Source organism: Bradyrhizobium sp. BEA-2-5 (genome assembly GCF_032918025.1).
In the GTDB taxonomy this organism is placed as follows: Bacteria; Pseudomonadota; Alphaproteobacteria; order Rhizobiales; family Xanthobacteraceae; genus Bradyrhizobium; species Bradyrhizobium pachyrhizi.
This window is the reverse complement of record NZ_CP136629.1, coordinates 6,562,491-6,576,825: the sequence shown is the minus strand read 5'-3', so window position 1 is coordinate 6,576,825 and position 14,335 is coordinate 6,562,491. Positions and strand designations below refer to the sequence as shown.

Annotated in this window: 10 protein-coding genes and 1 pseudogene; 3 read left to right on the top strand and 8 right to left on the bottom strand. The window is 56.9% G+C overall.

Going from position 1 to position 14,335, the window contains the following annotated elements; all coding sequences use genetic code 11:
* Positions 1–142 precede the first annotated feature (142 nt).
* Positions 143–985 (top strand): electron transfer flavoprotein subunit beta/FixA family protein, encoded by an 843-nt coding sequence (locus tag RX327_RS30965; RefSeq protein ID WP_317248067.1) that lies wholly within the window; start codon positions 143–145, stop codon positions 983–985.
* Between the two features lie 165 nt (positions 986–1,150).
* On the opposite strand, the gene RX327_RS30960 is transcribed toward RX327_RS30965, so the two are convergent.
* Positions 1,151–2,497 (bottom strand): MFS transporter, encoded by a 1,347-nt coding sequence (locus RX327_RS30960; protein ID WP_283088231.1) that lies wholly within the window; start codon positions 2,495–2,497, stop codon positions 1,151–1,153.
* A 1,244-nt stretch (positions 2,498–3,741) separates the two neighbouring features.
* Between RX327_RS30960 and RX327_RS30955 the strand changes: the two genes are divergently transcribed.
* Entirely contained in the window at positions 3,742–4,716 is a 975-nt protein-coding gene (locus RX327_RS30955; protein WP_317248066.1) for a GFA family protein, read from the top strand.
* Complete coding sequence (locus RX327_RS30950; protein WP_317248065.1) at positions 4,713–5,378, top strand: 2OG-Fe(II) oxygenase; 666 nt, start codon at positions 4,713–4,715, stop codon at positions 5,376–5,378. Before RX327_RS30955 ends, RX327_RS30950 begins: the two co-directional genes overlap by 4 nt.
* Before the next feature lie 206 nt (positions 5,379–5,584).
* Here the strand turns inward: RX327_RS30950 and RX327_RS30945 are convergent, their stop codons facing one another.
* The 7 genes and pseudogenes from RX327_RS30945 to trpD form a co-directional block, all read right to left on the bottom strand.
* Positions 5,585–6,901 carry a peptide ligase PGM1-related protein gene (locus RX327_RS30945; RefSeq protein ID WP_317248064.1) on the bottom strand — a complete coding sequence of 439 codons (1,317 nt, stop codon included), beginning with the start codon at positions 6,899–6,901 and terminating at the stop codon, positions 5,585–5,587.
* Positions 6,902–7,070: 169 nt separating this feature from the next.
* Positions 7,071–8,606, bottom strand: coding sequence for a long-chain fatty acid--CoA ligase (locus RX327_RS30940; RefSeq protein WP_317248063.1), 1,536 nt, complete (start codon positions 8,604–8,606; stop codon positions 7,071–7,073).
* A gap of 180 nt (positions 8,607–8,786) precedes the next feature.
* The gene (locus tag RX327_RS30935) at positions 8,787–9,056 is read right to left on the bottom strand and encodes a hypothetical protein (RefSeq protein ID WP_283088226.1); all 270 of its coding nucleotides are present in this window, start codon (positions 9,054–9,056) and stop codon (positions 8,787–8,789) included.
* A 1,175-nt stretch (positions 9,057–10,231) separates the two neighbouring features.
* Positions 10,232–10,687 carry a flavin reductase family protein gene (locus tag RX327_RS30930; protein ID WP_283090662.1) on the bottom strand — a complete coding sequence of 152 codons (456 nt, stop codon included), beginning with the start codon at positions 10,685–10,687 and terminating at the stop codon, positions 10,232–10,234.
* 465 nt (positions 10,688–11,152) lie between these two features.
* A complete protein-coding gene (locus RX327_RS30925) occupies positions 11,153–11,482 on the bottom strand; it encodes a hypothetical protein (protein WP_283088225.1) in 330 nt (109 codons plus the stop codon).
* Positions 11,483–11,728: 246 nt separating this feature from the next.
* Positions 11,729–12,544: an indole-3-glycerol phosphate synthase TrpC gene (trpC, locus tag RX327_RS30920; RefSeq protein ID WP_283088224.1), complete on the bottom strand. Its 816-nt coding sequence runs from the start codon at positions 12,542–12,544 to the stop codon at positions 11,729–11,731.
* A gap of 3 nt (positions 12,545–12,547) precedes the next feature.
* Positions 12,548–13,574 (bottom strand): annotated as a pseudogene (trpD, locus tag RX327_RS30915) (anthranilate phosphoribosyltransferase).
* Positions 13,575–14,335 lie beyond the last annotated feature (761 nt).

The window sequence follows — 14,335 nt, the reverse complement described above, 5'->3', positions numbered from 1 at the left end:
CGAGTTTATTTCGTCGGCGAGCGCGAGGCGGCAGTACCGGTGTTTCGTTTAGGTCATTGCCTTTGATGTCGAGTATGAGCCGTCGCGCGTTGGTATGACACTTGCTGTTCTCTTCGCCAGGCTAGCAGCTTCTGGAGGAGCAATGCACATCGTCGTCTGCATCAAGCAGGTCCCCGACTCCGCACAGATCCGCGTGCATCCCGTGACCAATACCATCATGCGTCAGGGCGTGCCGACCATCATCAACCCGTACGACCTCTTCGCGCTGGAAGCGGCACTCGAGCTGCGCGATCAGTTCGGCGGCGAGGTCACGGTGCTGACCATGGGTCCGCCGTCGGCCGAGGATTCCCTGCGCAAGGCGCTGACCTTCGGCGCCGATCGTGCCGTTCTTCTCACCGACCGCTGCTTCGCGGGCTCCGACACGCTGGCAACAACTTACGCACTGGCAACTGCCATCCGAAAGATCGCCAAGGAATATGGTATGCCAGACCTCATCTTTACCGGCAAGCAGACGATCGACGGGGACACCGCGCAGGTTGGCCCCGGCATCGCTAAACGGCTCAGCGTGCTGCAGTTGACCTATGTCGCCAAGGTCAAAGCCCTGGATCTTACCGCGCGTACGATTGAAGCGGAACGGCGCTCCGAGGGCGGCGTGCAGCTCCTGCGCACCAGGCTGCCGTGCCTCGTCACCATGCTGGAGGCGACCAACCAGATCCGCCGCGGTGCGATGGCCGACGCCTTGCGTGCGGCGCGCGCGCCGATCGTGAAATGGAGCGCGCAGGAGGCCGGTGTCGAGGACATCTCCAGGTGCGGTCTCAAGGGCTCCCCGACCGTCGTCAAGCGGGTGTTTGCCCCCTCTGCGCGAGCGGAGAAGGCGGCGCTGGTGGAGGCCGCCGAGCAGCCGGCGCAAGCGTTGATCGATGCCATCTTCAAGCATCAACCAAAACTTGAAACCGACCTTGCGACACTGGCACGAGATGCCTGATCTTGAGGAGCTTGGCGATGAGCAAATGTTATCAGAGCACACGGCTCGCCCGCTGAGGGGACACCACTGCCAGGAATGAGAGGGCCTGATCGAAACCAAGAGGTCGATAGCAATGGTCGGGGCCAGATTGCGCCGGAAACCAGGAAGGCGTCGACCATGGCGATGCTAGCCTGGTGTGGCGTGTACGCTTAAAGCCCTGCCCGGCCGTTCAGACCGGGATGGTTTCGCAACTTTCGATGGCTTAGCGGTCCCTGGATAGACAGTAAGTGCTGCGATGATGCCGAGCAGGGCGGCGAACATCAGCCAGAAGCCGGGCGAGGCCTTGTCATCCGTTCGGTCGATTAACCAAGTCGAGGCGAGTGGCGTAAAAGTGCCGAACAATGCGGCCGCGAGTGCGAAAGCCAGAGAGAAGCAGGTTGTGCGCACATGCGATGGCACAATCTCAACAAGAGCGCCCAGCATGGTGCCGCTATAGATGCCGAAATAGAACGAGAACATCATTGCTACTGCCAGCATCTTGCCGAAAGTGGGGACGCTCACCAACCAGTGCAAGGCCGGGTAGGTGGTCACCAACGCAAGGCCGGCAATGGTTAGCAAAACCGGCTTGCGACCAATTCGATCGGAGACGGCGCCGCCAATTGGATTCCAGATGAAGTTGCTGACAGCAACCAAAAGCGTCACCAAGAGAGCGTCCTGGCTGGATAGCTTCAAGACGTTCCTGCCGAATGTGGGCGTGTAGACTGTAACGAAATAAAACGTTGTGGTAGTCAAGATCGCGATCATCATGCCGAGAATGATGACGCGCCAATTGGTGAGGGCCGAGGTAAAGACCTCGCGGGCCGTAGGGTGCTTCTTCATGGTCAGAAATTCTGGCGTCTCCTCGAGCGTCCGGCGCAGGAAGAAGATAAGGGGAATAATGAGGCAACCCATAAAGAACGGGATGCGCCAGCCCCAGGCAGCTACTGTTTCCGCCGCCATCGATTCGTTCAGCACATAGCCGACGATCGCCGCGACAAAGATCGCAACCTGCTGGCTGGAAGACTGGAACGAGGTGTAGAAACCACGCTTGCCCGGAGCTGCAATTTCCGACAGATAGACCGAGACGCCGCCAACTTCGACGCCAGCTGAAAAGCCCTGCAGCAGCCGTCCGATTAGCACGATGATGGGGGCGGCAATGCCGATCGTCGCGTAACTGGGACAAAAGGCGATGATCACAGTGCCGATTGCCATGATTGAGAGCGTGACGATCAGACCTTTCCGACGGCCGATCTTGTCAATATAGGCTCCGAGCACGATCGCGCCGAACGGACGCATCAAGGCGCCCAGCCAGAACACGCCGAAGGTGTTGAGTAGCGAAGCCGTTTCGCTCTCGGACGGGAAGAATGCCTTCCCAATGGCGCTGGCGTAAAAGCCGAACAGAAAAAAGTCGAACTGCTCCAGAAAATTGCCGCTAGTCGCACGCAAGATTGCGCCGATGCGCGATTTTACCCTAGCTCCCTGAGCGATGGTCATTTGTGGCACTGCGAGTTCCTCCCCGTCTGAAATGGCCGGTTGCGGAAATCTTCACGCCAGCCCAACTGCAACTTAGGCCGGAATGTCTCATCATAGACACTACGACCGACCCGAAAGCGCCCGATCTTTTCGGCATATTTTCGGCAAATGCCGCACGGGCGCACAGGTTTTTTGAAGGTTGTTGCATGTTGTTGCGAGGAACCGGCCGGGGACCGAGCGGAGCATAAGCTGATCTTCATTATAGGCCGATGCGCCATCAGACCAACCCTCATGGCTAAGCGGGCCACGAAGAAAGAATGCCAACAGTCGTTGCGATCGTTGTTCGGTTTCTAGCATTGCACAATCCTGTCAGGCGCAAAACGCCTGGCGTATCGGTCGGCCGCAAGTTCTCGGCGTAGACTTAAGGAGCAAAGGGCAACGCTGGCACGGCGGTTGCTAAGTGCATGGAGCCACCCGGAGCGGGGATGAGTGTACGCAGGCTTGCAAGATGAGCGATGCTCTCCTTTCCTTGAATCCGTGCCGCAACACGCGCAACTGCTTTCAAGTCGATGAGGAAAAGATACATGTCGTCACTCAGACAATCCGCGACGGGCGGCATCGGAGCAGACTATCTTGGAGATTATGCCAGCGGTGATGGCTACCCTGATCTGGAGCAAGCCGCAGTCTGGCAAGGAAGCTCGAACTAGCGATGGTGGACATGCCTGCTCAGTGCAGACTGCCGGTGAAGGTGGTCGTGTTCAACAATGGAGCATTGCACTTCATCGAACTCGAGCAAAAGTCTTCTCGTTTCTCACTTTACAAAGCCGTCATCGACGATCGAATGGACGGAATCGTTATATCATTGGCGCTGATACAAGACGAAACGGAAGCCACGCTTGCAGACATTCAGCGCTGGCGGGGCTGTTGGGAAAACGTTAGCGCATGTCAGTTCGCTACTATTAGCTCCTTTCGTCCAACGAACGTTCTCCCAGCATAGCCGGTGTTAAATGACTTCCTCCCATGTTTCTCGTTTTAAACTGCATAAGCGTTCAGAGAGACCGGTCGACCAGTACTTGGGTGACCGAGTCCGGGTTGCGTTTGGCCCGCATCCCTTCGCTGCGGAGATCTCAAAAGATAAGTTAGTCAAGCTATTACCTGAATATTTCGCGATGTCACAAGCATTCCCGTACTTGCTAGCGGGATCGCAAAAAGAGTTCATATTTGACGCAATTCAGCAGAATCGAGGCCTTCCGCGGGACGTCGAGATGACCAGTGTGGTCGCGAATTTCATCTGCTGGGATGAGACGGGAGGCCATAGTCGGATTCTTGAAGGCGGCAACGCTGCGCTACCGCATATTCTGGACACAGAAAACTTTCACTCAAAGCTGTTTAGAAGAGATGCGTCGCGGCTACTTGGTCGAGCAATACAGCCAAACTACAGCACCACAACCAAAAGGTACCTGCGCACGCTGTATCATGGTTTGGCGTCGAGGGATCCCATAGCGCGTTGCGCTCATATGGTCGCGTTCGAGCTACATGCTGCAGAAATGATCCAGTCGCTATGGACGACCTTAGTCAATGCCTTTGACGTGCGGCCCGAGGATCTCGATTATTTCCGGATCCATGTGGGTGGCTACGATCCCGCAGAGAAATATCATGCAGAGATGACGAGCAGGCTCGTTAGCGAACTGGTCCCGGCCGACGACAATGATCGTTTCTTGGATGTATTCGATCGTGCTTATAGCGTCAGCTTGGAGTGGTGCCGCGATCTGATCGGAATTCGTCAACTTGACGGAGATAGTCGTCCGCAGATCCTGCACCGTGGCCGCTGTCATTGTGGATCTGTCAAGTTTAGCGTCAGAGCGCCAGAAAAGATCTCCGCGGTGAAGTGCAATTGTTCAATCTGCCGAATGTCCGGATTCTTGCACATGCTCGTTCCTGGCGACAACCTGAGCATAGAGTGCGGTGAAGAAATCCTCACTACGTACCGGTTCAACAAGAATATCGCTCAGCACACATTTTGTCGGGTTTGTGGTGTAAAGCCATTTTATCGGCCGCGATCAAATCCTTCAGGATTCAGCGTAAATGTTCAATGCCTAGATGGAACGACCATTGAAAGCGTAAGCGTAGAGGTTTTCGACGGCGAAGAGTGGGAACAGGCGATCTGCCGGATGCCAGGAGCATTAGGCAGCTCCCTGAAGTATGAGGTTTCGAATGAACCTGAAAGGCCTCCACAATGAGTGATAAATCTGGTCTGCTTTCAGAAGAGGTCCTCGCCAAATACCGCGTAGAGCTGAGAGATAAAGGTACGGTCCTGGTTGCCCCAGGAACGCTGTTCACCCAAAATGACTTGGCGGAGATCGATCGGCTGCAGTTAGACATTCCGGAAGCGGAGGTCCGGAAGGGAGATGCTGGCGATTCCCACAGGGTCTTTGTAAAACGACTGCGCGAAGATCGCCCCGGCCGTTGTCCTAGCAACGTGAATGGTACAGCTTCAGCGCAGATCGTCGAATTGCTCGAAAGGAATGACCGGGCCTTCGCGCTTAGAAACATCTTCGGAGCGTCGTCAGACTACATCATTCGCCGATGCCAAATGCATCGCATGCCGCCTGGGTCTTTTGTTGGCGTCCATTTGGATGCTGAGAGCGACCCTGACTTCGAGTATTCGGTGATCGTTCAGCTCGCCGAAGGTTTCGAGGGCGGTGAATTTGTGGTATATCCAACAGAGCGCGACGCCCAAGTATTTCGTCCCCTGTTGGGGACCGTAGTTATCACTACATGCAGGTTCCGCCATGAAGTAAAGCCGGTGCACGCCGGGGAGCGCCGGTCACTGGTCTATTTTTGTTCGAAGCGCGGTGGTGCGAACCGCCGCATCATCACGAACTCCGCCCATGACGGTTGAGCTTGGCGGCCGGCGCGCCGCAGCTGTGCATAGCTTGATCGTACCGTGTCTAAAATAGATGGCGTAGATCCGTAAGCTTGGCTGGCCTCTGCGCATCACTGCTCACCCAGCAGTCGCAAGCACCGGATTTCAAGCGCGCTGGTTGGGCATGGGGGAGGACCGCTCGAGACAATTGAAGGACTTAAAACAGCGCGCAATGATTCCGATCAGGTCATCCTCAGCAGCCGATGTTCCAAATCGCGGCACGCCAGCCTGCTTCGCGCTATCACGATACACTCTACCGTGCCTGCCTCTTGGTCCGCGGCAAGCGGAATCACCCCTTCCTTCCGTGTGCTGTCGAATAGACATCCATCATTGGCGAAATGATCAACGGCTGTTTGGAGGGAGTTTGATCGAACGTTTCGCACAGACGAAATCACGTAAGAATCGGAATAATCGGGGCCAAGCAGTCGGGCAGCAATGCTATGTAACACCGAGCCTCCGCCCCATCGGCCGTTTGCTTCATTAAACAGCAACCGCCCGTCGGTTGTGAAGATGGCGTCGATGTTGATCATTCCGCGATATCCCAAGATTCGCGCAAGCTCTACAAATCGATTGGCATGCGCCCGAGCGGTCGAGCATTGCTCATTGCTCAGATCGCTTGGAAGCTCGAGTCCAGTCCACACAAGAGCCCTTTCGGATCTATCTTTGCTTTGACGCAGACGTATGCTCCCAGTATTGACGTACGCAATTGAGCCGTTTGCCTCGATTTCGAACTCAAGGTAAAATATAGAGCGAGCCAAGTGATACGATTCGACGACCGCTGTCCTGCAGGACGGAGTTGTCATCTCTGTCCAAATTGTGTTCGGATCAAACGACGGCCAAAGGACTTGCCGGGTTTCTCTTGCCCCCGGTAATGGATCGCTTTCGGTGCCGGTTAGTATGACATTTCCAAGCCCGCCGGCCCCATTATCTAGCTTTACAATCACGCTTCCGGTCTCACACCTCAGGGAGGTGACCGCTCTGAAAAGCTCGTCTGGGCTTGTTATTGCGCAACCACTGGGTACCGGAAGTGAGGCGCTTGCTGCCAATTGACGGAAGTGGCTCTTGCGATTCAATAGATCAGGCCCCCGCTGCAGAGTGAAGTCGTCCCCGTTTTGAAGTATGCCGAGCGCTGCGGCCAAGCGCGCAACACCTTCGGAAGGGTAGCAAGCAGATATTCTCCAAGGTGTGGTCCGACGAATGTGGCGGTTGATTCGTTCGACGATGGGATCGGACTGCAGGGTGGAATCGCTAAGGATCGACGCTTCGCCCGCGCTTTCGGGCACAAGCACCGACAGGGTCGAAACATCGAAGTTGAGCGTCGCGCCAACCAAGGATAGCAGTTCCGTTGGGATAGCTATGGGGGAGACTATTAGGTCGTCCTCTTGTGCAAACCAAACGGAACGCAAAGCCGACTTGGCGGCAAGCGAAAGCTGAGTTTTTGTCAGGTCCGCGCCCGACATTTGCGCGGTACCGGCATTCATAATCAGGATCCGTGGCATCAACAATCTCCGGAGCGTTTGGCGCTAATGGACACAGCCCAATGCTCCGTCACGAGAAGCTCGCAGCAGCGCCCTCGCGTAAAGGAGCTGGCAAGTGTTTGAACTCTTGAGACGTAAGGTCACCTTGCGGTTGGCAATTGAAGTCTTGCCAGGCGACGTTCCGCGATATTTAAGTGCGGTGTTCCTGCCGACTCGATCGAGTATCGAGCTCCTTCAGCATGAAATGCTGGACCTTACCTAACGCCGTTCGCGGGAGCTTTTCCGTGAAGATAATTTCGCGCGGCGTCTTAAAGCGGGCGAGCTGCGATTGGACATGCGCTGTCAGTGCGTCCGCTTCGATACGAGCTCCCGGCCGCCTGACCACAAAAGCGATAGGCACTTCACCCCAGCGCTGATCGGGCCGACCAATGACGGCACATTCGAAGACATCGGGATGTTCGATCAGCACACGCTCGATTTCCGCCACGTAGATATTTTCTCCGCCAGAAATGATCAGATTCTTCTTCCGATCAAGGACTGAGAAATACCCATCGGCATCGCGGTGGCCGATATCACCGGTACGATACCAGTCGTTGTGAAACGCCTCGCGCGTTGCCTGTTCATTGCCCCAATATCCCCAGAAGACGCTAGGGCCGCGCACTGCGATCTCGCCTGGGGTGCCTGGCTGCAAGGCATTGCCTGCTTCGTCAATGATCGTCGCCTCACAGCATAGACCCTGTAAGCCGGTCGACCCGCTACGCGCAAGGTCGCCGCCGAGTTTCGTATACACTGCAATGGGGCAAGTCTCTGTCGAGCCGTAAACCTGCAGAACTGGCACCCCGCGTACGACAAAGCGTTCGATAAGGTGTTGCGGCACCATTGCTGAACCAGTGCAAATGGCCTTCACAGAGGATAAATCCGTCATCGGCCAGCGAGGATGGTTGGTTAGTGCTTGCATCGTGGCGGGTACCAAAACGACCAGCGTAGGCCGGTCGCGCTCAACCGCGGCAAGCGTCGCCTCTGGCGTAAAGCGTGAGTGAATGGTTACCGTCGCGCCGTGATGCAACGCAGGCGTGGTCTGAATATTCAGCCCGCCAACGTGAAACAAAGGCAAAACTGTCAAGACATGATCGGCCGAGCTGAGGTCATGCATGTGCTGACTCATCACTCCATTCCAGAGCAACGCTTCCTGACGCAGCACGGCCCCTTTCGGTCGCCCTGTAGTCCCAGACGTATAGACAAGCAGCAAAGGGCAGGGCAGGTCTGCCCCGGGATTGCGGCCGTCGCCGCAGCCTCGCTCCAGCAGCCTGTCCCACTTGCTCCCGCTGGAAGGCGCAAAATCCAGGCCGACAACGAGCGTGTCGGGCAGTTGCTCCTTCAAAGCTGGCAGGAGTGCCGCGAAGACGTGTTCAAGCACGAGCACCTTGGCGCCGGCGTCGGACAGGATGAAGAGCTGCTCGCCGACCGCAAGTCGCCAGTTCAGCGGCACGAGGATTGCGCCCAGCCGTGCGCAAGCATAAAGCAGGGCCAGATAGTCAGGGCAGTTCTGGCTTAGGATCGCGACGCGGTCACCTTTGTCGATGCCGAGTTCGCTTTGCAGGGCGCGGGCGATATATTCTATCCTTTGATTGAAGGCGGCATAGCTTAAAGTCTGGCCATCGAAACGGATCGCAGGTTTGTCGGGAGCGAACGCTGCGTTACGCTCAATCAGTGTGCAGAGATTCACCTCAGTTCTTCTCCGTCGTTGAGATCTCCGCAATAAGTCTGCCTCGAGGCGTCAGCTCGCTGCGCCCATGAATTTCATCGCGAGATCCCAATCGCGAGCGCTTGCGTCGAGAGTCTCTCAGGCGCGCACGATCGTCAGGCGGTCTCAGTGGAAAGGTGGAGCTTTTGACGATGTTGCTTGTCATGGACCTTGCCTCGATGGATCTCTCTTGAGAATTGAAAGTCTCGGCACCTGGTTCACGGCCGAGTTTTGCTCGGCATTGTTTGCATGCATCTGCCAGTGGTGATACTCGCACCACGACGATTGTTTCTTGCCCGGTCGTCGAATGACCGGTTCGCCGCACATATAGGCGGCTCGGAGATCTCCATCTTTGAATCCGACAACGGCTCGGCATTGTCCCTCGGTGTGGTCGGTCAATAGAACCTTCTTGGTGCCATCGGGTTTTTTCACCGTGCCGCTCCGAGATGCCCGGCAATCTCTTCCAATGTCACACCAGTCATTTCGGGCGACACTTACAACCCAAGCCCGTTGAGAAGGCCGGCGATTGAATTGATCCTCGTGCATTTGAGAGATACTGGCGCTATATCAGCACCGCCCGCCAGCTGTGACGAACAGAACGAAAAGGCTCGTTCGCCGAACCGACTTGGGGACGTGTTCCAGCCAGCCAAAAAGCTCGGCTTCGAGCGCGCAAAGCTCTGGAAGCGCGCGGGAGAGTAAGATGGATTTTGACGACGCCCGTCATCAGTAGGCAGGATTGAAGTGAACTCTTGCGTGATTCTGAGACGTTGAGACATTCGCAATCCTTACCTCGGCCTGTCCCGAGACTGATGACACCTCCCTGAAACCGTACAACTTAACGTTACGTCCGATTCAAGCCCTTTGGCTCCGCATTGTGAATATGTCCGAAGCTCCGGCTTATTGACTGAACGCAGCCCCGGCGTCTGGCACGAATTGGAAGCCCGGCATTTGCGTGGGCGCTGATGAGCAAGGCGACTAGGCCAAGGCGGCAACGAGCAAGGCTTCTTTTCACGAACTTGCGACCTTAGAAGATTACGTTCGCCGCACGAAAGTGGAAAGATCCACCAACCTACCAATTGTGGTGGGTTGGCTGTGAGCGCTGAGTTTGGTCTTCTCGCAAAAAACTGTCGCTGGCTATCGACATTATTCGGCGCTGCCGAGCTAAGGGGTATCGAGGCTAATGCTGAGTCCACAACGTGGACAATCGGTCGGCTGGAACGACCCCGATCAGGGGCCGCTTGCAGTAAGCGCGAATGGGATTGGGCGTCGGGGTCAATCCAGCCGTGTTCCCAGGCGCTTGCAACCATCTGGGCGTACGCCGATCTCAGGTCTCATAGTTCTTGGGGCCACCGGGCAACATGGCCACTAGATCAAACAGCCGACCAATGCATTGTCTTAGTCAACGAGCGTGATCTCTCTCAGAGCTAGAATGTCACGGCAAACCGGATCTTTCAATACAACCTCGAAGTTGCAAGAATACAGACGAATCGTCAACTTGAGCCCCGCTTGTAGCGAATACTTCTATCCCCTTTGCGCGGCTCCTCGTTGGGCCTTCGAATTAGCTCGGCCGATGTTTGGTCCCGATAGAAAGTACACAGAGGCTGCGTTCAATCATGCGATAGGGTTCGAAGCGCACCTTGCAAGTTGATCAATGGTTCGCCATGACCGGGAAGGGTCGCGACAACCCGGCCAATAAAGATGCTATGCGTGCTAATTGTCTTGTGATCGTACAAAATGCACTCGAGCGTGCACATTGCGCCCTGCAAAAGTGGCACATCGATAACGCCCTGATTCCACTGCGCCGTATCGAAGCGATGGGCACCTTTAGCAGCATCAAGGCCGCCAAATCGTAGCGCCAGGTCCTCCTGATCGCCCCGGAGAAGGCTCACTCCAAAACGTCTGTTGGCGAGTATCGCGTCATGAGTCTCGGATCTGGAATTGATGGCGGCCAGCAAGCAGGGCGGGTCAATGCACATTGAGGTGACAGAACTTACCGTTAGCCCTCGTCGGCAGACGGTTTTTCCGGTCGTCACAATGGCGACGCCACTCGCCAGGTTTCGCATGGCCTGACGGAACTCGCTCGCTTGGATGGATGGAATGTCCCACATGGGGAACGGAAACTGAGAGCTCATAACCTGCCTATAGAGTTGAGTACGCGGTTTCCAGTGCATCGCTATGCGCACCCTTGGTTGCTTTAATCTGGCGTCTCGTGCTTGTTGTTCGAGGTGACCATGGCCAGAGTGCAGCTGGGCACGACTATCCCGTGTGTCGGTAGCGAAGATGAACCTAGAAGGCCGGGAACGGCTCGTCGCATGGCGCCGAACTGCACTCGACAACCGCAGTCTCAAGGACCAGACCAGTTCGGCTGATTGCAGCGAAACTCTAGTGGTAAGATGCTTTGAGAAGCCGAGGTCGCGATCGGTGCCTGGTTGCTCTGAACGACGTCGGTAGGCGCTGGGATGCCGACTGACGTCGAGTCCCGTAGCAGTGGGATTCCGCATTCTCACTGTTGTGAAGCATCAGCACCTCTATTGAGTTCTGACAACGTTGAGAACGCGCTTTTTAGCAGCGATAAGATGGTGATCGAGCGTTGCGTGCAGCACACCGCGCAGCTCTGCCGGGATCGATGCGTCTGTGTCGATCAGTTCTCGAAACTTCCGCACAATGTATTCGATCTGTGCGATTAAATCGAAGGCGGCCGTCATTGGCGGGGGCGTCATTGATTGTCTCCTTGGCCGCGCGGCGCGCACGATGCTGAGAATCTTGATCTCGCCAACAGCGTGTTGGTTGTTCGGTGAGAGCGTCGCACCTGATATTGCGAGCTGGTAGTGGTCCGTCGTCAGTAGAGCCTCGCCCAATGCGCCAAGCTCGTCGCTGCATCCCGCCTTCGGCGGTGCGATGACGCATGTAGCAATTCCATCTTCCGCGCCCGTCTACTGGAGCGCGCAGCTGGAATGACAGCCCGTGGCGTTTCAGAGCTGGCTTAACTCGGTGCCATGAACTGACAAGTTCTGAGTTGCTTATCGAACTACCGCGACGCCTTGATGCCGTTTGCGATGAGAATTCGAAGCGAATTCGGCCTCCTTGAGTGGCTTTTCCGGTCATTAGTGCAATCCGGTCCCCATCGCCGTTCCGCGCAGCAGCCGCTGGCTCGCCGCGGTCACATCGGCTTGTCTCATTAGGCTCTCGCCGATGAGGAAGGTCGATATGCCAACGCGCGAAAGCCTGACGAGATCGTTTGGCCCGAGAATGCCGCTTTCGCCGACAATCAGACGATCCTTCGGAATCAGGGGAGCTAGTGCCTCGCTGGTTGCGAGCGTGGTCTCGAATGTGCGCAAATTGCGGTTGTTGATGCCGATCATCGGTGAGCGGAGGGTGAGGGCACGCTGGAGTTCCGCACCGTCATGGACTTCGACCAGCACGTCCATGCCATGGGCCAGGGCGGCAGCCTCGATCTCGCGGGCAGCCCCGTCATCTAGCGCGGCCATGATGATCAGGATGCAGTCAGCGCCATGGGCGCGCGCCTCGACAACCTGGTAGGTATCGAACATAAAATCCTTCCGCAGCACCGGAAGGCTGGTCTGCGCGCGCGCCGCCACCATGAAGTCGAGATGTCCCTGGAAGGACGGTGTGTCCGTCAAAACCGAGAGGCAGGCCGCGCCTCCCGCCTCATAGGCGCTCGCAAGCGAGGGCACATCGAAGTCGGCGCGAATGCAGCCCTTGGACGGGGAGGCTCTCTTAATCTCAGCAATCAGAGCGTACTCACGCGCGGCGTGTTTAGCACGAATCGCGCTGACGAAGCCGCGCGGAGGCGGCGCAAGACACGCGAGTGCCTCGACGTCCGGCAGCGGCAACGCACGCTTAGCAGCCGCAATTTCCTCGCGCTTGTAGGCTTCGATCTTGGTCAGAGTGTCAGACATAGGTCAGCTCGGCAGTCGAGCGTTGGAGACTGCGATTAGGTGCGCCAATCGCGCCGCCGCGGCACCGCTATCGAGCGATTTCTGCCCAAGCATGACGCCATCTTTCAATGTCGAGGCTCGGCCAGCCACAATTAATGCCGCGGCCGCATTCACAAGCGCGACATCGCGGTAGGGGCCTGGCGCGCCGTCAAGCACGCTTCGCAGTGCCACTGCATTGGCGTCGGCATTGCCGCCCTTCAGCGCCCCGGGGTCGCAACGAGCCAGTCCAGCTTCTTCCGGGGTCACTTCGAACGTACGGATCGTACCCGCCTCAAGTGCGGCAACGAAGGTATTCCCCGTGAGGGTGATCTCGTCGAGGCCGTCCGAGCCATGCACGACCCACGCCGAATTCGGCATCAAGGTTCTTCAACACCTGCGCCAAGGGCTGCACCCATTGGGGTGAAAACACTCCGACGATCTGCCGCTTGACTCCGGCGGGATTGGAGAGCGGTCCGATTAGATTGAAGATGGTGCGAGCGCCAAGTGCGGTTCGGATCCGGCCGACGCGCTGCATCGCCGGATGATGAGTTGGCGCAAACATGAAACCGATGCCGGCTTCGTGCACACAGCGACCAACGTCTTCAGGGGCGAGGTCAATATTCACGCCGAGGCAGGCCAAGACGTCCGCGGCGCCTGATCGTGAGGATACCGCGCGGTTGCCGTGCTTGGCGACGGGGACGCCTGCGCCGGCAACAATGAAGGATGCGCACGTCGATACGTTGACCGAGCATGAGGCGTCGCCGCCCGTGCCGACAATGTCTACAGGGTCGGATGGCGCACTCACTCGCAGCATTTTGCTCCGCATCGCGGAAGCTGCGCCGGTGACTTCTTCTACCGTTTCGCCACGCACCCGCATCGCCATCAACAGCCCGCCGATCTGCGAGGGCGTCGCCTGACCCGACATCATGCTGTCGAAGGCAATAGCGGTTTCCTCACGGGTCAACGTGGCGCCGGTAGCAACTTTGCTAATGATCGATCTAAGGACGTCCATCGCGCGCTATAGTGCTCCTTTTCGTTGACAATCTCAGCCGAGGTGGTGCGGATAGGAGAGATCGACGGCCGATATCCCATACATTCAGCTCTACGACTGCCGATGACCTTGCATCATGAGTCGCTCCGACCAGTGTCAAAATCTCCTTCTCGTCCCGGGTTCGAATACATGCGGTAACTTGATCACGTCTTCAGCCATATTCTTCTCAACCTCAGCGGGACTTCGTGGACTCGCCTCCGCCTTGTTCTGATCCTCAGCGGATCGCCTTGCCGGACCGCAGGCTCGCCATGAAATGCCAAGATCCTCGGCTCGGCCATCGAGCCGAACGGGCGTCATCCATATCGGCATTGCCAACGGAGCCACCGTCCCCTGGCGTAGCAGCCCCCGCTGTGAGCTCTTGGCTTGATCCTAGGTTTGCTTTGCAAGCCTACAACTTGACGTTACGTAAGATTCAAGCCCCCATTCCACTCGGGTCCGACAAGCGTGATCCATCCGCTCCAATCCAATTCAGGCGGGGCGATGCAATACCAACTCATCGCGTTGCGAGAAACCGATGCTGGACCAACTGTGAAATCTGATCCGGCTAAGAGAAGTTGAAAACAATTCAACATGAGGAGAACGCCGGCCCAAATGGCATAAGCCGCGTCTACAAAGTTGGCGGCACGTTGCGTCAGATTCGGTGCTGAGGTTTCGAGCAGCATCGTCCAAGTGCATGGCAGAACTTGTCATCAGTTATCTCTGGTTCCAAGGGAGCGGAGGAC

Excerpts from the sequence above, each read along its gene's own strand:
- RX327_RS30965 (WP_317248067.1), top strand. The coding sequence starts at position 143 with ATGCACATCGTCGTCTGCATCAAGCAGGTCCCCGACTCCGCACAGATC.
- RX327_RS30945 (WP_317248064.1), bottom strand. The coding sequence starts at position 6,901 with ATGCCACGGATCCTGATTATGAATGCCGGTACCGCGCAAATGTCGGGC.
- trpC (WP_283088224.1), bottom strand. The coding sequence starts at position 12,544 with ATGTCTGACACTCTGACCAAGATCGAAGCCTACAAGCGCGAGGAAATT.
- RX327_RS30950 (WP_317248065.1), top strand. The coding sequence starts at position 4,713 with ATGAGTGATAAATCTGGTCTGCTTTCAGAAGAGGTCCTCGCCAAATAC.
- RX327_RS30960 (WP_283088231.1), bottom strand. The coding sequence starts at position 2,497 with ATGACCATCGCTCAGGGAGCTAGGGTAAAATCGCGCATCGGCGCAATC.
- RX327_RS30955 (WP_317248066.1), top strand. The coding sequence starts at position 3,742 with ATGACCAGTGTGGTCGCGAATTTCATCTGCTGGGATGAGACGGGAGGC.
- RX327_RS30930 (WP_283090662.1), bottom strand. The coding sequence starts at position 10,687 with ATGCGAAACCTGGCGAGTGGCGTCGCCATTGTGACGACCGGAAAAACC.